This window comes from Paraburkholderia fungorum (assembly GCF_003610895.1).
Lineage (GTDB): Bacteria > Pseudomonadota > Gammaproteobacteria > Burkholderiales > Burkholderiaceae > Paraburkholderia > Paraburkholderia fungorum_B.
Map to the genome: position 1 here is coordinate 26,951 of NZ_MCAS01000038.1, position 18,497 is coordinate 45,447.

The following is an 18,497-nucleotide window of genomic DNA, read 5'->3' on the forward strand; positions in this document are numbered from 1 at the left end:
GGCGGTGTTTATTAGTTGCCGCTGGAATAAAAAAACCGCACCTTAAGGGGGACCGCACCTTGAGGTGCGGAGGTGCGGTTCCAGTTGAAGCAACGGTGTGACGCAGTATGAATCAACCGCAGTACACGATACTGTACTTCTTGGTCGCCACCGGCATGTGCCACGTGCCCGAGAAGCCCTTGTGCAGGATGAAGGCGTCGCCGGCGGCATAGCGTTCGCTGCGGCCGTCGTCGCTGGTGATGACGACTTCGCCTTCGATCAGCACGCAGACTTCGTGGATCGGCAGGTCGGCCAGCTTCAGTGTGCCCGCGTCGCATTGCCATACGCCGGCGGACAGCATGTTGGTCGCGTCGGAGAAGGCGTTGAGGGCGTGCGGCGCCTTGGCGCCTTCGAGAATGACGTCGGCGGGATCGTGCAGGGCAGCGTTCAGGCCGGTAGCGCCAGGACCTTTGGCGTCGATGCGGGTGAAAGTGATGGTGCTCATGTGTCTCTCCAGGTTGATGTGATTCAAAGACAGGGAATTCGATGAAGAAATCGAAGCAGAACCGGAGTCTGAGCCAAAGCAGCGCAGCGATGAATTTCGATTTGAAGACATTCAGATTGAGCGGCGTCGATGTAAAGCCTTCGATACCGCTATGGGCGCGATCCGCGGTCCACGGTCTGACCTAACACACACAATTCATGTAAAGGACTAAGCCATGCAATCGCAATTCCAACACGCCCAACATGCCAGGCAGTTTTATATCGACGGCCAGTGGGTCGAGCCGCAAAACACGGCCGGCGCGGCCACGCTCGACGTGATCGATCCGTCCACGGGCAGCGCGTTCGCGCAGATTTCGCTTGGCGGCGCGGCCGATGTCGACCGCGCGGTGGCCGCGGCGAAGCGTGCATTTCCTGCCTACAGCGAGACGCCGATCGCGCAGCGAATCGATCTGCTGCAAGCGATTCTCGACGTCTACCGCAAGCGCTACGACGACATGGTGCATGCGATCAGCCGCGAGATGGGCGCACCGCTGCAATATGCGAACGACGCACAGGCATGGACGGGCGTCGCGCATCTGGAAACGATGATCCGCACGCTCGACACGTTCGAATTCGAGTACGTGAAGAGCAGCATTCTGATCCGCAAGGAAGCGGTCGGCGTGTGCGGGCTGATTACACCGTGGAACTGGCCGGCCCTGCAGATCGCCACCAAGGTCGTGCCCGCGCTCGCGGCCGGCTGCACGATGGTGCTCAAGCCCTCTGAGCTGGCGCCGCTCTCCGGCATCATCTTCGCTGAGATCCTCGACGAAGCGGGCGTGCCGGCCGGCGTGTTCAACCTCGTCAACGGCGAGGGCGCCACGGTGGGCGAGGCGATGTCACGTCATCCGGACATCGACATGATGTCGTTTACCGGTTCGACGCGGGCGGGCGTGCTGGTCGCGAAAGCCGCGGCGGATACGGTCAAGCGCGTGCATCAGGAACTGGGCGGCAAATCGGCCAACCTGATTCTCGAAGATGCCGATCTGAAGCAGGCGGTGATGCGTGGCGCACGGGCGTGTTTCGACAACAGCGGCCAGTCGTGCGATGCGCCCACCCGTATGTTCGTGCCGCGCGCTCACCTTGCCGAGGCCCTGGCGTATGCGAAGGAAGCGGCCGAAGTCCTGGTCGTCGGTCCCGCGGATGCGAAGGGGATCGATCTCGGGCCGGTCATCAGCCAGCAGCAGTTCGACAAGATCCAGCGGTTGATCGGCGTGGGCATCGAAGAGGGGGCAACGCTGGTGGCAGGCGGCCTGGGCCGTCCCGAAGGCTTGCAGGACGGCTACTTCGTGCGCCCGACGGTATTCGGCAATGTCACGCCGGACATGACGATCGCGCGCGAAGAAATCTTCGGGCCGGTGCTGTCGATTCTCGGCTACGACTCCGAAGACGAAGCGGTCGCCATGGCCAACGACAGTCTCTACGGTCTCGCGGGCTATGTGCAATCCGCGTCGATCGAGCATGCGCATGCCGTGGCGAAGCGCCTGCGTACCGGCACGATCTATCTGAACTACGCGGACTATAGTCCCGACGCGCCGTTCGGCGGCTTCAAGCAATCGGGCAATGGCCGCGAGTACGGCGAGTTCGGTCTCGAGGACTTCCTGGAGATCAAGGGCGTGGTCGGCTACGCGAGTTGAGACTGCCTTCCGATGGCCGTTCCGAACCTGTAAGCGCGGGGTGAGGGCGTCTATAATCCTCACCGGAATTCGCCATCGGATCTTCAACCCGTGAAAACAACTATCGCTATTGCGCTTGCCGCGCTTGCCCTGAGTGGCTGTATGTCCGCCGAGAAGCAGGAGGCGCAGGAGCGTGACTTCACCCGCTCAGAGAATCTGCTCGATGCCGCGCAGCGTAACGCTGCCATCGCGTGCGCGGATCAGGCGCAGTGCGACAGGGCCTGGTCGCTTACGAAAGACTACGTGGCGGCGCACTCGTCCACGTCGATCGTCCGCGCGGACACGGTGTCGATCGAGACCGACGTGCCGAGCCGCTCGGGCAAGGCAGTCTATTCGGCCACGCGCGTGGCCAAGGGCAGCGGGGCGACCATCACGCTGTATGCGCAGTGCCGCGGCATGTATGGCCAGGATCGCGCGATGGGCTCTGACTACGACGATTGCGTCAAGCAGATCGGACCGACACAGAACGGCTTCGTGCCGTATCTGCGCCAGCATCTGTCCAGTCAGTAACAGGCCAACTTCGAGGCCAACCCTTAGGCCAACTTCGAGGCCAACCCTTAGGCCAACTTCGAGACCAACCCCTAGGCCAACCTTCAGGCCGGCGTGCGATGCGTCATCATCTGTTCGAACGCGTCGACGATGCGTTGCACGTAGGGATTCTTGTGCGCGAGCAGGCCGGTCTCGCGCTCGAAGTGCGCCAGCATGGTCGCGTTTGCTTCGAACACCAGCACCTGTCCGTCTGGCAGCAAGGTGAAGTCGATTCCGCCGTAGTCGAGATCGAGCCGCCTGCCGATTGCCGCAATGGCATTCATCGCACGCTCGCCGAGCGCGGCGCGCGGATTGTCGAGGAAGCGCCGCTCTTCGTCCAGTTTCCACGCATGCTGTTCCATGTCCGCGGAGTAGTAGTGCACCATCCAGTGCGGCGAAATCGCCAGATGGTAGGCAAACGGCTCCCGGTCGACAAAGATGATCCGGTATTTGCGGTAGAAGCCGTCGGCGCTGCGGTAGTCGCGAAACGCCGTCAGATAGGAAACTCCCGCTTGTGTCGCGCACCACGCTTCGAGCGCCGTGGGGCTCTCGCATAACGTGAGTCCCTCTCCACCATGTGTAGCGGCCGGGCGCGCAAGAACCGGATAGTCGATGCCAGCCTGCGCGAGCAAGGCGTCAAGCGCTGCGCGTAAAGCTGGGGCGGCATCGCGCTGCACGCATGGCGCCGCCTGTACGTCCGGCAACCCGTCGAGCAGGCTCGCGGTGAGGTGCCGTTGAGTTCGGGCGACCGTAGCAGGCGGATTGAGCAGGGGCCGCGCGCAGCGTGAGACGAAGCGCGCGAGCCGCCCGGCGAGTGGCGCGGCGATGTCCGCATCGCCAATCGCGTTGAACACCAGATCGTAAGCCGGCAAGTGATCGTCTTCTTCGTCGGCGGCGTAATCGATCGCGTATTTGATGCGGCACCAGCGCGCGCCGGACAGCAGCGCGTCGAATGGCACATTGCCGGCAGTGCGCGCCGCGCAGAGAACCAGCACGCGGTGCTGCTCCGTGCCGTTTCCCTCGACAAAGACACGTTGAATCCGGTACGCACGCTCCCGATACTCAGCGGCTTCATGCACCTGTCCCGCGCTTGCGAGGATGGCAGCCAGATTCTGGCAGGCCACCGCGACATGCGGATCGAGTCTCAGAACGAGGCGGTACCAGTACTCTGCGACTGCGTGATCGCCTTTCATGAAGTAGCCGGTCGCGACGTCGCAGAGATTCGCGGCGCTGGCGTCGGGTGCTGCGGCGGCGTAAGCGTCCAGCGTGTGTGCGGCGATCAGATGCGCGAGCGCGCCCAGTTCGTCGCCATCGCCGTGCCGGGTTTCGGCGAGGGCGCGATGACGGGCCGGATCGAGCGGGGCGCTGTCGCCGGCATGCGCGGCTGACGGGCCCGGAGGCGCTGCTTGGCGGACGGCTTCGTGGTCGGGGCGCTGGGTCACGGTCGGTCGAGTTAGCTGCAGGGCGGCGCGCGGCTGCGCACTCGAAGCATAGCGGGCGTGTCTGCGATTCGGCTTACAGCGCGACGAGCCCGTGACACCGCCCAACCGGACCAAGCGGACCAAGCGGACCATTCTGGTCAAGCCATGCAGTCACACCCCTACAGCAGCAGTTCGATCGAATGAAACAGGCGGCGCATCTCGGGGTCTTGCGAGCGCGCGCCTTCGTCGATCACTTCGCGCAAACAGTCGAGAAAACACGTGGCCGCCGGACTCGTCGGCGCACCACGCCGCGACGTGATGCTGACGATGGTTTCATCCACGGTTTCACGCAAGGGCAGCGCCCACAGGTTCTCCTTCGCGGTGAGCACCTCGACGAGCGGCCACGGAAAAATGCTGACCATGTCCGTTCGTGCGAGCAGGCCAAGCACGACCGAGAGCGAGTGCGCGAGATGGATTGTGTGCGGCACCTTCATGCCGCGCTTGCGGAACAGATTGTCCGAGATCGACTCGCGGCTTGCCGGGTCCCAGTTCAGCACCCATTCGGCGTCTTCCAGTTCGAGCAGCGTGCGGCAACCCGCCTTTGGATGATCGCGCCGCGCGCACACCGCCGAATGCGTTGAAAACAGCGGTACGTTGTGAAATTCCGATTGCGGCGAGGCGGGCGGCGGACGGCCGATCGAGAAGTCGAGGCTGCCGTCGCGCAGGCGCGGTTGCACGACGCCCAGCAGCCCCTCGAAAAATTCCAGCTGGACTTCCGGCATGTGCTGCCTGAACCGCTGCACGGCGGGCGGCAGAAAGGTCAACGCCACCCATGGTGTAACGCCGATCGACAGTTTGCCGGCCGCCGCGCCGCGCAGCGCTTCAATCTCCGCTTCCGCGCGTTGCAACTGGCCGAGCACCAGCCGGGCATGCACGACCAGCGCACGGCCGAACTCCGTGAACGCGACGCCGCTCGCGCCACGCAGCAGTAACGGCGCCTGCAGATCGGCTTCCAGTTCGCGCATGGCCTTGGTCACGGCGGCTGGCGAAAGTTCGAGTGAGCGGGCGGCCGCCCGGATACTGCCGGTATCCGCAATGGCCGCTAAGGTGCTGAGTTGATGGAGTTTCATCTGGAAAACCCTTAGTACGGTGACAACCACTGGTTGCCACCGTAACGATTCTACGCCTGCCGCTGGGAAATCGGCGTCGTTATGCTTGGCGCACGCTTTCATAGACGGAGACGACATCGTGAACACCATGGCCATCCCGGCGGGCATCGCCGAACTCGAAGACGAAATGATCGCGCTGCGCCGCCGTATCCACGCGCAGCCCGAACTGGCTTACGAAGAGTTCGCCACCGGCGATCTGGTCGCCGAGCGCTTGCAGGAATGGGGTTACACCGTGCATCGCGGGCTGGGTCAAACCGGTGTTGTCGGCCAACTGAAAGTTGGCAGCGGCACGCGCAAACTCGGCCTGCGCGCCGACATGGACGCATTGCCGATCCACGAAACCACCGGCCTGCCTTATGCGAGCACGGTGCCCGGCAAGATGCACGCATGCGGCCACGACGGTCACACGGCTATCCTGCTGGCGGCCGCCAAGCACCTCGCGCAGGAAAAGAGTTTCGACGGCACGTTGAACGTGATTTTCCAGCCTGCCGAAGAAGGCCAGGCCGGCGCGAAAAAAATGCTCGAAGACGGCCTGTTCGACAAATTCCCGTGCGACGCCGTATTCGCGATGCACAACATGCCGGGCTTTCCGACCGGCAAGTTCGGCTTCCTGCCGGGCTCCTTCATGGCTTCGTCGGATACCGTGATCATCACGGTGACCGGCCGCGGCGGCCATGGCGCGGTGCCGCACAAGGCGATCGATCCGGTGGTGGTGTGCGCGCAGATCGTGCTGGCCTTGCAGTCGATCGTATCGCGCAACATTGCGCCGCTCGACATGGCGATCATCACGGTGGGGGCGATTCACGCCGGCGAAGCGCCGAACGTGATTCCTGAAACCGCGGAGATGCGCCTGTCCGTGCGCGCGCTGCGGCCCGAGGTTCGCGACCATTTGCAGGAGCGCATCACGGCGGTCGCCTGTGGTCAGGCGGCGGTGTATGGCGCGCGGGCGCACGTGGACTATCAGCGGCGTTATCCGGTGCTCGTCAACGACGCGGAGATGACCGGCCTCGCGCGGCAGGTCGCGCTCGACTGGCTCGGCGAAGACGGCTTGATCACCGGCATGCAGCCGTTGACCGGCAGTGAAGACTTCGCGTTCCTGCTCGAGCGTTGCCCGGGCAGCTACCTGATCATCGGCAATGGCGACGGCGAGGGCGGCTGCATGGTCCACAACCCCGGCTACGACTTCAACGACGCTTGCCTCGCTACCGGCGCGGCCTACTGGGTGCGCCTCGCGCAGACCTTCCTCGTCTGAGGCTGGCCGGCTATTTGCAAAAGCGGCCGTAGAGCCGCGCATCGGCAGGCGACACATGGAGACACAGATGGACTATCCCGCTACACCGCAAACCGCAGGTGCCGAGGCGCTCAATCTCGCCGACGCGTCGGCCCTGCAGCCCGCCAAACGCACGAGCCACGCCAAAGCGATTGCCGCGATCACGCTTGGCAACGGTCTCGAGTTTTTCGATTTCACGATTTACAGTTTCTTCGCGACGATCATCGGCAAGCTGTATTTCCCGGTGGAGGGGCAGCTTGCGCAACTGATGCTGGCGGTCGGCACCTTCGGGGTTGGTTTCATCATGCGGCCGGTGGGCGGCATCGTGCTCGGCGCGTATGCCGATCGCGCCGGACGCAAGGCCGCGATGAGTCTCACGTTGTGGCTGATGACGCTTGGCTCGGCGATCATTGCGTTCGCGCCGACGTACGCAATGATTGGCGTTGCCGCGCCCTTGCTGGTGATTCTGGCGCGCCTGATTCAGGGGTTCGCGCTGGGCGGCGAGATTGGTGCATCGACATCGTTGCTGCTCGAGTATGGCAGCGACAAGACGCGTGGCTTCTACGGAAGCTGGCAATTCGTGAGTCAGGGCTTGAATACCGTCTGCGGCTCGCTGCTGGGTGTTGCGTTGGCGGCGGCGCTGTCCACTGCCGCGCTGGAGAGCTGGGGCTGGCGCGTGCCGTTTGTGATCGGCATGGCGATGGGGCCGATTGGTATTTACATCCGGCGGCATCTGGACGAGACGTTGCCGGGCGTGGAAGACGGCGCGGCTTCGGCGGCGCAGGCACCTGATGCGCAGCCGGTTCGCAAGCTGTTTCGCGAGCATTCGCGCGTGATTACGACGGGTGTGTTGACGACGATTGGCGGCACGGCGGCGAACTACATCGTGCTGTTTTATCTGTCGACGTACGCGATTCAGATTTTGCATTTGCCGATGTCGTCGGCGCTGTGGGCCGCGTGGACTGCGGCGATCGTGACGGTGATCTGCTCGCCTTTTGCGGGGGCGTTGTCCGATCGTGTGGGGCGTAAGCGTGTGTTGTGGATTTCGCGGGTGATGCTGATTGTTGCCGTGTATCCGGCGTTCATGATGATTAATGCTTCGCCCACGGTGCCGGTTTTGCTGTCTGTTGTTGCTGTGCTGGCGGTGTTGGTCGCTTTTACGGCTGTGCCCAATATCGTCATGCTGCCCGAGTTGTTTCCTCGCGCGATTCGCGCTACCGGGATGTCGATTGTTTATTGTTTAGGTGTGTCTATTTTTGGCGGGTTTGCGCAGTTTTTTGCTACCTGGCTGATTCAGATTACTGGGAGCCATCTGGCTCCGGCGTGGTATCTGATCGGGTGTGGGGTTGTGTCGTTGTTGCCGTTGCCGTTTATGCGGGAGACTGCTGGAAGGGCTATTGATTGAGGTGGTTTTTTTTGCCTGCGCGGCGCTTTGGTTGTTTGCTTGTGGCTTTGGCCTTTCCTTGCTGTGTTAGTGGTTTATTAGTGTTGCCCCTGTGCGGGGCGGCACTTACTTTCTTTGCCGCCGCAAAGAAAGATAAGCAAAGAAAGCGGCTCACCCCGCCAGCTCATAAGTGGGTCCCCCGCACAGCCGCGGTAGTGGTGCATCTGGAATCTGTGCTCTCGCACATTCGGCGCTAGTGACAAGGGCGTCATACTTCCGGCGGCGCTGCGCGCGCCGAACGGTTCTTCATAAAACCACTTGGTGCTCGCGCGGTTTGTGAGGGTCCTTGACTCGTCGTTGCATCGCGGCCGCTGGTAAGGCTGTGGCCTTGCCATGAATGCAACGCATCGACATTTCAAGCGTTCGCTCCCACGGTCTACCCAGTTCCCTGGCTAGTCGCTGCATCGACGCGGCGGGCACAATTGCGCGCGCTTCAACGTATGCAGTGCATCGCCATTTCATTCCAAGTGGGGTTCGCCAATGAGTGCGGGAGCATCTCGCCGAGGCGAAGCCGATGGCCCCCACCGAGCTCAACCGAAGCCGAGGGTTTCCCTGGCAGACCCATCCGCGACGCACGCGGTGCGGAGTGGGAGCGAATGAGCGCTGTGTCGCTAACGCGGAGTGTGCGAGAACACGGATTCCAGATGCACCACTACCGCAACTGTGCGGGGGACCCACTTATAAGCTGGCGGTGTGAGCCGCTTTCTTTGCTTATCTTTCTTTGCGGCGGCAAAGAAAGTAAGTGCCGCCCCGCACAGGGGCAACACTAATAGACCAATAGCAAATCAAGGAAAGGCCAAAGAGTAAATGCCGCCCCGCACAGGGGCAACGCTAATAGACCACTAGCAAATCAAGGAAAGGCCAACGTCACGAAACCACAACCAAAGCGCCGCGCAGGCAAACAGATGAAGAAAAGGCCAAAACCACAAAACCACACCCAAAGCGCCGCGCAGGCAAAAAAGACACCTTATCTGACAGCCGACTTCCCATCCCCCAAAGGCGCAGCCTCCCCAGCAACCACTGCCTCCCGCGTTTCGGGCATCGCCGCCCACACCAGCAAAACAGCCATCGCGCCCGCCGCAGCAAGTCCAAAAAAGCTCACAGCATTACCAAAATGATCCGCCACAAACCCAGCAATTGTCGTACTCAAAGTAGCCCCAATCCCGGCAGCCAACCCAAACAATCCGATACACAGGTTATACCGCCCCTTCCCGCCGGCAACATCGGCGGCAATCAACGGCAGCATCACGCCGAACACCGCAGCGCTCAGGCCGTCCAGCATCTGCACCGGCACCAGCAAGTAAGGGCTGCTGATTCCAGCAAACAACAACGCCCGTATCGGCAACGCCGAAAACCCCAGCAGCAGAATCGGCCGGCGTCCCCATCGCTCGGCAGAGCGCCCAACCCATGGCGACATCATCGCCACAATCGCCTGCGGCACGATAATGCACGCGGCAATCACGAGCTGCACGTTGTCGCCCATGCCGGCCGTCACTTCGCCAGCGGCGAGGTTCAGCATCGCGGCATTCGACAGGTGGAACAGCACAATACAAGCCGCAAACAGCAGCATCCGCTTGTCACGCAACAACTCGCGCAAACTCTCGCGCCGTTCGATCTGCTCCGGCGTCGGTCCGGCTTTGGGCAGCTCGATCGTATCGGTACGCTGAATCATCGTCAGCGCAAACAACGCCGGCACGGCGAGCGCCGCGGTCAGCCAGAACACCGCACGGGGCGAATAGTATTCGCCGAAGATCCCCATCAACCCAGCCGCGACGGCACTGCCGATCGATGCCCAGCGCGCATTGCGTCCCAACCGGTCGCCCAGATTCGCGCGCCCCACGAGAGCAAACGAGATCGCGGCCAATGCCGGCGTCAGCATGCAACTGGCAAAGCCGTGGAACACCTCGGCGGCGATCACGGGGAGCACCGTCGGGCTCGTGGCCAGCAGCACCGCGCTGAGAATGATCGCGGCGATCGCCCATGCGGCCGCGCCTTTCTTGTTGCGCAACGCGTCGACAGCGGCGCCGCCCGGCACCTGGCTCACCATCGCACTAATGGTGCCGACGGACAGCGCCATGCCGATCTCGCCCTGGGTCCATTTGTGCGAGGCGAGGTACGAGGCGATGAACGGCCCGAAGCCCGTCTGCACGTTGGCGACGAAGAAATTCAGCCAATCGAGTGCACGCAGGCTGCGCGTGGTAACCAAAGTACGGCCTATCATCGGGCCGCCCTTGCGTTGGAACTCGCAGTGACATTAGCCGGTGCGGCGGAAGCCGCAGCAGCAGGGGCAGCAGGCGCAGGCGCCGGAGGGGGCGCCGGGGACACCGCGCGGACCGGTTTGCCGCTGGCGTACGGCGGCGTCGCGTTGATCTGCGCGTCGCTCAAATCGATCAGCGGATGCAGCTCCTTGTCTTTCGTGACGAAGCGCAGCGCCGACCAGTTGGCGGCAATCGTGCGCCGCTCGGTGCTGACCATGCCGTTGACGTCGAGCACGACCGCCTGGGGTTGCGCGTTGGCGTCGATCAGCACATCGATCACGCGGCCGACCTTGGCGCCGTTCGAACGCTCGACATCGGCGTCGATCAGCGGCAATTGCAAGGTGGTGGATTTCACGGCGGGAGCCGGTACGGCCCCCGCGGTGAGCGTGATCGGCGCGGCCTTCGCGGTGGGCGTGAAGTGGAACGCGCTCCACGGGAAATTGACCTTGCGGTCGCCGACGCCGAGGAAACCCTGCAGATTGACCACCATCTCGCGCGGCTTGCCGTTCGCATCCGCGATCAGATCGACCGCGCGGCCCACCACCTTGCCGTCGGGTTTCTGCACTTCGCTATCGAGCAAGGTGCGCGCGTCGCTACGCTCGATCGTGCGCAGCACGATCAGCGGCGCGGGCGCAGGGGGCGGCGGCGCAGGCGTGACGACCGGCGGCGGGGGTTCGACCTTGCGCGGCTTGATAACCGGCTTCTTCGGTTTCTTCGGCTGTTCGGGCTCGGCCGCCTCAGTCTCGACGGGTTCCGGCGCAGAGGCGGCCACAGGGGCGCTCGCGGGCTCGACGGGCATCACCGTGGCATCGACAATCGGCGCCTGCTGGGGGCCCCACAGCAGGCCGCAACCGGACAGTGCGAACAGCGCGAACACAGCAAGAATCAGAAGACGCCAGGCAGGACGCGAAAAACCGCCGCTCATCAAGAAGGACTCCATGGGCCAATGCGTACGGGCGCTGTGGAGCGCCGCTTTACGTCACGCAATTAAGTCAGGTAAGGGCCAGAGTGTAACCCGCGGCGCCGGGGCGGCCCGGTTTTGCAGGCTTTTTGACAGGTGCGGCCAGGGTCCGGCTCATGCCGCGTTGCGCGTTCATCGAGCAATTGTCGAGCGTTCATCGAGCGTTATGAACGCCGGTTTATCGCCGGTTTTCTCAATCCGGACCCCTAAAACTCTTTCACAACTTCATGACAAACCGTAGGTGTAAACGCGCGGAACGTACCCACGATTTGCCGTCCCTTAAACGATATAAGGATCGTGACATGTCGGGCATGCCATCCATGCGATGGGAGATATATTTGTGTTGCCCTACATTTCGAGACAGCAAAACAAGAACGGAGCATGCGGGTTGTCCGGACGCATCGCAAGCCGACGTTCAAACCTTGCCACACCACAATAGATCAACGCAACGAGACGAACCTGATGGCGGCCGGAAAACGGGCCGTTTCAGCACGCTGATAAAGGAGGCACTCATCATGATGGAACCCCACGCCCAACCGATTTCCGAAGTCGGCGCCGAATCATTCGACGGAAAGGGCTTTCTCGACCGCTACTTCGAAATCTCTTCACGCGGCAGTTCGCAGCGTACGGAAATCGTCGCGGGCATCACGACCTTCCTCGCGATGGTCTACTCCGTGTTCGTCGTGCCCGGCATGTTCGGTAAAGCGGGCTTCGATACCAGCGCGGTATTCGTCGCCGTGTGCCTGACTACCGCCTTCGGCTCGCTGCTGATGGGCGTATGGGCGCGTCTGCCGATCGCGATCGGTTGCGCGATTTCGCTGACTGCGTTCACCGCGTTCGGTCTCGTGCTCGGCAAAGGTCTGCATCCGAACGTCGCGCTCGGCGCGGTGTTTCTGATGGGTGTGGTCTTCACCGGTATCTCGGTGACGGGCGTACGTTCGTGGATTCTGCGCAATCTGCCCACCGGCATCGCGCACGGTACGGGTATCGGCATTGGCCTGTTCCTGCTGCTGATCGCCGCGAATGACGTGGGTCTGGTCGTCAAGAATCCGGGCGCTGGTCTGCCGGTCGCGCTCGGCAATATCACGGCGTTGCCGGCGATCATGTCGGTGGCGGGACTGGCCGCGATCTTCGGTCTGGTGCGCCGTCGCGTGCCGGGTTCGATCCTGATCGTGATCGTCGCGATCTCCGGGATCGCGCTCGTGATCGATCCGACGGTGGTGTTTCATGGCGTGTTCGCACTGCCTGCGCTGAGCGCACCGGGCCATGCTTCGCTGATCGGCGCGATGGATATCAAGGGCGCGCTGTCGATGGCGGTTCTGCCTAGCGTGCTGGCACTCGTGATGACCGCCGTGTTCGACGCAACCGGCACGATTCGCGCCGTTGCGGGCCAGGCCGGCCAGCTCGACGAAAACGGTCGCATCATCAACGGTGGCCGTGCGTTGACGGCGGATTCGCTGAGCTCGATTTTCTCGGGCCTGCTCGGTGGTGCACCGGCGGCTGCCTACATCGAATCGACGGTCGGCGTTGCAGCCGGCGCGAAGACGGGGATGGCGGCGGCTGTGGTCGGTCTGCTGTTCCTGGTGGTGATGTTCTTCTCGCCGTTGGCGAGTCTCGTGCCGTCGTATGCAACGGCACCTGCGCTGATGTACGTCGGTCTGATGATGCTCTCGAACGTGAGCAAGCTGCACATGGACGACATGGTCGACGCGATGTCGGGCCTGATGTGCGCCGTGTTCATCGTGCTGACCGCCAACATCGTGACGGGCATCATGCTCGGCTTCGCAACGCTGGTGATTGGCCGCGTGGTGAGCGGCGAGTATCGCAAGCTGAACGTGGGCACGGTTGTCATCGCTGTCGTGCTGGTCGGCTTCTATCTCGGCGGTTGGGCGATCTGATTGCTCCGCACGACGCCGCATTACGCATACGCAGTTTTGCAGTAACGCGAGAGCAGGGCGGTTTTTCCGCGCCGTTTCGCTCGAACGTGTAGTCGGTTGTTCTCCACCTTGACGCGGCGTGTTGCAGGGCTTTATCTGTGACCCGCCGCGTATCTTTTTTGTAGCGCTCCCTTCGCCTCTTTCATCTCGCGCACCGCGCGCTCAGAAAAAAGCACGCACCTGTGCTTGACATCCTCACGTGTGTTTCTATACTTAACCTCATGGTTAAGTTTAATGAAACGTTACTCGATCGCACCTTCGCCGCGCTGTCCGATCCGACGCGGCGTGCGTTGCTCGCGCGTCTGTCCGAACTGAGCGACCTGTCGGTCAGCGAACTCGCCGAGCCGTTTGCGATGTCGTTGCCCGCAGTGATGAAACACCTCGACGTATTGTCCGAGGCGGGTCTCATCACGCGCAGCAAAACCGGCCGCACCGTAGCGTGCCGCCTGTCCGCCGGACCGATGGAGGAAGCCATGGAGTGGCTCACCCGGTATCAGCGGTTCTGGTCCGGATCGCTCGATCGTCTGGCGGCTTTCGTTGAAGAGGAAACCCCATGTCCAGCAAGTCCGGCCTCACCGTCCAGCGGCACCCCGCCGACACGCCCGCCCAAGTCTTCCACGCCGGGACGGTAACGGCACGCTGTTGACGCTCATTCAAGAACAGTTCACCGGCGAAGCAACGCGCGACGTGCATCAGTCTGGCTGGTGCCATGGGCTTAATGCGCTGGAACACTGCTCCGCCTGATTTAGCTCTATCCCGAACCTGTACGACGCAGACAAGGAGACGCACATGGACCCGCAACACCGCATCGGCACTAGAGAAGAATGGCTGGCCGCCAGCAAGGCGCTATTGGTGGAAGAGAAAGCGTACATGCGGGCCGGCGATGAACTTGCCCGCAAGCGTCGCGAACTGCCGTGGGTGAAGATCGACAAGACCTATGCGTTCGAGACGCCGCAAGGCCGCAAGACGCTCGCCGATCTGTTCGGCGGCCGCAGTCAGTTGATCGTCTATCACTTCATGTTTGGCCCGGATTGGAAGGAGGGCTGCTTCGGCTGCTCGTTCCTGTCGGATCACATGAACGGCATCCTGACGCATCTCGAACATCACGATGTATCGTACGTGGCGGTTTCGCGCGGGCCGCTCGCGAAGATCGAGGCCTTCAAGGAGCGTATGGGCTGGACGTTCCCGTGGGTGTCGTCGAATGAGAGCGATTTCAATTTCGACTATCACGTGTCGTTCACGCCGGAGGAGGTCGCGAGCAAGAAGGCGTTCTACAACTTCACCGAGCAGGATGTCGGCATCGACGAACTACCCGGTCACAGTGTGTTCTACAAGGACGAGGCGGGCGACGTCTATCACACGTACTCCACCTACGGACGCGGCGGCGAACAGTTCATCAGCGCGTACGCGCATTTCGACGTCACGCCGAAAGGCCGCAACGAGAAAAAGAATATGGGCGAATGGCTCAAACATCACGATCGCTACGAAGAGAAAGTGAGCGGGTGTGCTGCATGCGGCTCGTGATGCTCGTGATGCTCGTGATGCTCGTGATGCCCGTGATGCCCATGACGCTTATGACGCTCGTGACATGTGGGCCCCGCGCCGGGAACCCGCGCTGACAGAAAATATGCGGGACGTCATGCCCCTTTGCGTCCCGCTTCATAAAACAGTGCGAACAATTCCGACTGCGAATTGATGTTGAGCTTCGTATAGATGTGCTTCTTGTGTGCGCGCACCGTTTCGAACGAGATCGCCAGTTTCTCCGCGATGGCGCGCGTTGAAAATCCGCTCAAGGTCAGCATCGCCACTTCGACTTCGCGCGCGGTGAGGGGCGAGCGGCCGCTTTCCAACGATACCTGCTCGAAGCGCGCGGCATAGGTCGGGGCGTCGGTTTGTGCCGTTGCTGCGGTCGTGGTTTGCGTCGCTGCTTGCGTCCCCGTTTGCATCCCCGTTTGCGTCGTCACTTCGCCCGAGAGTGGCTGCGGCGCGTCGAACACTTCATACGGCAGGCGCTGGCGCAGCAGCGCGATCACCCATGGCGCGCAGAGCGCGAGCACGGCCAGGTCGCGCTCGCCATAGCGATGCGTTGCGCCCAGCGAGAACGCCAGCGTATGCCTCGCGTCGATCATGTAGTTGAAATGCACCTCGTCGCCGACGATGTTTTTCCTGAAGTAACGCTGGTAGTAATCGGTCATCGAGAAGTTGTCGGGCGCGACGTCCGCAAGCGTGACGAAGCCCGATGCCGGCTTTCCGGTCGCGGCGAGATAGAACGGGTCGAGCTGATACAGCGCGGCGAGGTAGTCCTGGAACATTGAATCCACCGCGCCGTCCGGCGTAGGCGATTCGGCGCAGACGAGCGGCGCCATGCCAGTTGTGAAGCGCAGGGCGACCCAGTTGTCGAATGCGACATAACGTTCGAGCGCGCGTGTGAGGCGAGTCCAGAATTGCGCGCTGTCGAGCGCTTCGATAACCGCGCCGATCTCGCGATGAAAGGCCAGGTCGCGCCATTCAAGTTCCATGCGTGCTCCGTTGAGGGTAACCCAGCCGGGTGATTACGAACAAAAATATGTCTGGTAATAATAGGCCCAAGCTGAAAACACGGGCGGCCTGACGATAGCCGCTATTCAGCGCGAAGCAAACCGGCAGGGACCGTAACCATTTTGCATGGGACTGGAGTAAGCGCTAAAGCGCCAACTCCAGCCGACAGCTTTGCATGGGACCAGAGTAAGAGCTCTGCATGGGACTAGAGTAGGCGCTGAAGCGCCGACTCTAGTCGACAGCTAAAGCGCCAACTCTGGTCGACAGCTTTGCATGGGACCAGAGTAAGCGCTGAAGCGCCAACTCTGGTCGACACAGGAGACAGAATGCTTCAACTCGAATTAGCACAGATCCCGATCGTCGATGGCGCGACGGGCGTAGGCGGCGCAAACGTGCAACGCGTGCTGCAAACCATCGGCCAACGTGCGGCCGGCACCGATCTGATCGTGTTTCCGGAGACCACGCTGTCGGGCTTTCCGACGCGCGACACCATCGCCGACATGGCCGAACCGATCGACGGGCCGTCGCTCACCGCCGTCCGCAACGCGGCGCGCGAAGCGGGCGTCGCGGTGGCGGTGGGTCTCGCCGAACGTGACGGCAAACGCTTTTTCAACACCACGGTGCTGGTCGACGAACGCGGCGAGATCGCGCTGCGCTATCGCAAGACGCATCTGTGGGCGTCGGACGTCGGGGTATTCGAACCGGGCGACCGTTACGAAGTGTGCAGTTTCAAGGGCCTGACCGTCGGCCTGCTGATCTGCTACGACATCGAATTTCCGGAAACGGCGCGCGCCGTCGCCTCGCTCGGCGCCGATCTGTTGATCGTGACGAACGGCAATATGGACCCGTTCGGGCCGGTGCATCGCCGGGCGATCGTGGCGCGCGCGATGGAGAATCAGATGTTCGCGGCGCTCGTGAATCGCATCGGTTCAGGCGACGACGACCTCACGTTCCCCGGCGAATCGGCGTTGATCGATCCGTTCGGCGAGGTGGTATGCGACGCCGCGCACGAAGAAACGGTCCTGCGCGCCACGCTCGACCCCGCGCGTCTCGAAGGCGCGCGCGAGCACTATCGCTACCTGCATGACGCGCGCATTTTGCTCGACCTCGCGACGCTGGACGGCGAGCACGGGCAGCGTGCGCGTGTGATCCGCGCGCGCTAGCGTGCGCCAAGACACGCGCGAGAAGTGCCTGCAGGCGCACATAAGCGCAATTCAGCACCTGCCAGGCACTCACCGGGCACCCACCGGGCACTTACCAGTCACCTGAGCGCACCGCATCAGGCAAACAAGCATCGGCGCGGCATACGCGCATCCAGCAGATCTGATCGACAAGGCTCGACCGGGGCGCGTTCAACGCCGCCTCCGGCGACGCTCGCCCATTCGCAAGAGGAGACACCGCATGACCCCGACATCGCCCACCGAGCGCCCCGGCGCATCTGCCGCGCCCGAAGCCGCGCGCCTGAAGCGCACCCTCGGGCTGCCTTCAGTCCTGCTGTTCGGCCTCGCCTATATGGCGCCGCTGATCGTCTACGGCACCTATGGTGTGCTGGCGAGCGCCAGCAACGATACCGCCGCGCTCGCGTATCTGATCGCCCTGATTGCGATCGTGTTTACCGCGCTCAGTTACGGCAAGCTCGCGCGGCTTTTCCCGGTGGCGGGTTCGGCTTATACGTACACGCGCAAAACCTTTAATCCGCATCTGGGATTCATGATCGGCTGGGCCACCTTGCTCGATTATTTTTTCCTGCCGATGGTGATCTGGCTGATCGGCGCGGCGTATCTCAGCGCCGCGTTTCCGCACATCCCGGGCTGGATCTGGATTGTCGCGTTCATTGTGCTGACGAGTGCGCTGAACATCCTCGGCATTGAGCTCGCGAACCGTTTCAACATCGTGCTGATGGTCGTGCAACTCGCGATCGTCGCGTTGTTCGTCGTGCTGTGCTGCCACTATGTGACTGCCGCGGTGGGCCCCGGCGGCCTGATTTCGGCCGAGCCGTTCTTCAAGCCGCATGTGCCGCTCTCCGCGACGATGGCCGGCGCCGCGATTGCCGCCTATTCGTATCTTGGCTTCGATGCGGTGTCGACGTTGACCGAAGAAACCATCGCCCCGGAGAAGACCATGCCGCGCGCGATCGTGCTGATCGCATTGATCGGCGGCGCGATCTTCGTGATTGCCGCCTACACGGTGCAGCTTGCGCACCCGGGTGCGGTGTTCAAGGACCCGGACTCGGCCGCTTTCGAAGTCGCGCGCAAAGTGGGTGGCGATATCTTCGTCACAGTGTTTCTGGCCGGCCTGATTCTGGCGCAGTTCGCTTCGGGCATTTCGGCGCAGGCAAGCGTGGGGCGTTTGCTGTATGCGATGGGACGCGATGAAGTATTACCCAAACGCATCTTCGGTTTCGTGCATCCGAAGTTCAAGACGCCGGCACTGAATATCGCAATCGCGGGTGCAATCGGTCTGGTCGCGCTGAAGCTCGATGTGGCGACGTCGACCTCGTTCATCAACTTTGGCGCGTTTCTCGCGTTCACCGCGGTCAATCTGTGTGTGATCCGCCAGTTCTTCAACGCGAAGGGCAGTGCGAATGCAATGGGCGTAATCGGCGGCCTGCTGTTTCCGCTGGCCGGTGCGATTGCGGATATCTGGCTGCTGGTGAGCCTCGAGAAAACCGCACTGGTGCTCGGCGCGGTGTGGTTCGTGCTGGGTTTGTGCTATCTCGGCTGGATCACGCGCTGTTTCCGCCAGGCGCCGCCCGAAGTCGCGGTTTGATTTAGCC

Annotated in this window: 15 protein-coding genes; 9 read left to right on the plus strand and 6 right to left on the minus strand. The window is 62.4% G+C overall.

Annotated features, from left to right (window positions below):
• Positions 1-112 precede the first annotated feature (112 nt).
• On the minus strand, positions 113-484 hold the full coding sequence (locus tag BCY88_RS29395) for a cupin domain-containing protein (protein ID WP_120347675.1): 372 nt from the start codon (positions 482-484) through the stop codon (positions 113-115).
• 214 nt (positions 485-698) lie between these two features.
• On the opposite strand from BCY88_RS29395, the gene BCY88_RS29400 reads away from it, so the two are divergent.
• On the plus strand, positions 699-2,156 hold the full coding sequence (locus BCY88_RS29400) for an aldehyde dehydrogenase family protein (RefSeq protein ID WP_120347676.1): 1,458 nt from the start codon (positions 699-701) through the stop codon (positions 2,154-2,156).
• 90 nt (positions 2,157-2,246) lie between these two features.
• On the plus strand, positions 2,247-2,705 hold the full coding sequence (locus BCY88_RS29405; protein ID WP_120347677.1) for a hypothetical protein: 459 nt from the start codon (positions 2,247-2,249) through the stop codon (positions 2,703-2,705).
• 83 nt (positions 2,706-2,788) lie between these two features.
• On the opposite strand, the gene BCY88_RS29410 is transcribed toward BCY88_RS29405, so the two are convergent.
• Positions 2,789-4,165 carry a hypothetical protein gene (locus BCY88_RS29410; RefSeq protein WP_147408571.1) on the minus strand — a complete coding sequence of 459 codons (1,377 nt, stop codon included), beginning with the start codon at positions 4,163-4,165 and terminating at the stop codon, positions 2,789-2,791.
• A gap of 158 nt (positions 4,166-4,323) precedes the next feature.
• Positions 4,324-5,274: a LysR family transcriptional regulator gene (locus tag BCY88_RS29415; protein ID WP_120347679.1), complete on the minus strand. Its 951-nt coding sequence runs from the start codon at positions 5,272-5,274 to the stop codon at positions 4,324-4,326.
• Between the two features lie 127 nt (positions 5,275-5,401).
• On the opposite strand from BCY88_RS29415, the gene BCY88_RS29420 reads away from it, so the two are divergent.
• Both BCY88_RS29420 and BCY88_RS29425 read left to right on the plus strand, forming a co-directional pair.
• Positions 5,402-6,565, plus strand: a complete 1,164-nt coding sequence (locus BCY88_RS29420; protein WP_220669704.1) for a M20 aminoacylase family protein — start codon at positions 5,402-5,404, stop codon at positions 6,563-6,565.
• 67 nt (positions 6,566-6,632) lie between these two features.
• Entirely contained in the window at positions 6,633-7,988 is a 1,356-nt protein-coding gene (locus BCY88_RS29425) for an MFS transporter (RefSeq protein ID WP_120347681.1), read from the plus strand.
• Positions 7,989-8,994: 1,006 nt separating this feature from the next.
• On the opposite strand, the gene BCY88_RS29430 is transcribed toward BCY88_RS29425, so the two are convergent.
• Positions 8,995-10,248 (minus strand): MFS transporter, encoded by a 1,254-nt coding sequence (locus tag BCY88_RS29430; protein ID WP_120347682.1) that lies wholly within the window; start codon positions 10,246-10,248, stop codon positions 8,995-8,997.
• Positions 10,245-11,210 (minus strand): PRC-barrel domain-containing protein, encoded by a 966-nt coding sequence (locus BCY88_RS29435; RefSeq protein ID WP_120347683.1) that lies wholly within the window; start codon positions 11,208-11,210, stop codon positions 10,245-10,247. The genes BCY88_RS29430 and BCY88_RS29435 overlap by 4 nt, the downstream gene beginning before the upstream one ends.
• 551 nt (positions 11,211-11,761) lie before the next feature.
• Between BCY88_RS29435 and BCY88_RS29440 the strand changes: the two genes are divergently transcribed.
• From BCY88_RS29440 to BCY88_RS29450, 3 genes are all read left to right on the plus strand, one after another.
• A complete protein-coding gene (locus BCY88_RS29440; protein WP_120347684.1) occupies positions 11,762-13,144 on the plus strand; it encodes an NCS2 family permease in 1,383 nt (460 codons plus the stop codon).
• Positions 13,145-13,404: 260 nt separating this feature from the next.
• The gene (locus BCY88_RS29445; protein WP_120347685.1) at positions 13,405-13,815 is read left to right on the plus strand and encodes an ArsR/SmtB family transcription factor; all 411 of its coding nucleotides are present in this window, start codon (positions 13,405-13,407) and stop codon (positions 13,813-13,815) included.
• Between the two features lie 157 nt (positions 13,816-13,972).
• On the plus strand, positions 13,973-14,707 hold the full coding sequence (locus BCY88_RS29450) for a DUF899 domain-containing protein (RefSeq protein WP_120347686.1): 735 nt from the start codon (positions 13,973-13,975) through the stop codon (positions 14,705-14,707).
• A 113-nt stretch (positions 14,708-14,820) separates the two neighbouring features.
• Here the strand turns inward: BCY88_RS29450 and BCY88_RS29455 are convergent, their stop codons facing one another.
• Positions 14,821-15,702 (minus strand): helix-turn-helix transcriptional regulator, encoded by an 882-nt coding sequence (locus BCY88_RS29455; protein WP_120347687.1) that lies wholly within the window; start codon positions 15,700-15,702, stop codon positions 14,821-14,823.
• Positions 15,703-16,047: 345 nt separating this feature from the next.
• Here BCY88_RS29455 and BCY88_RS29460 point away from each other — a divergent pair, with 345 nt between their 5' ends.
• A complete protein-coding gene (locus BCY88_RS29460; RefSeq protein ID WP_120347688.1) occupies positions 16,048-16,884 on the plus strand; it encodes a carbon-nitrogen hydrolase family protein in 837 nt (278 codons plus the stop codon).
• 238 nt (positions 16,885-17,122) lie between these two features.
• Positions 17,123-18,490, plus strand: a complete 1,368-nt coding sequence (locus tag BCY88_RS29465; RefSeq protein ID WP_120347689.1) for an APC family permease — start codon at positions 17,123-17,125, stop codon at positions 18,488-18,490.
• Positions 18,491-18,497: the final 7 nt, after the last annotated feature.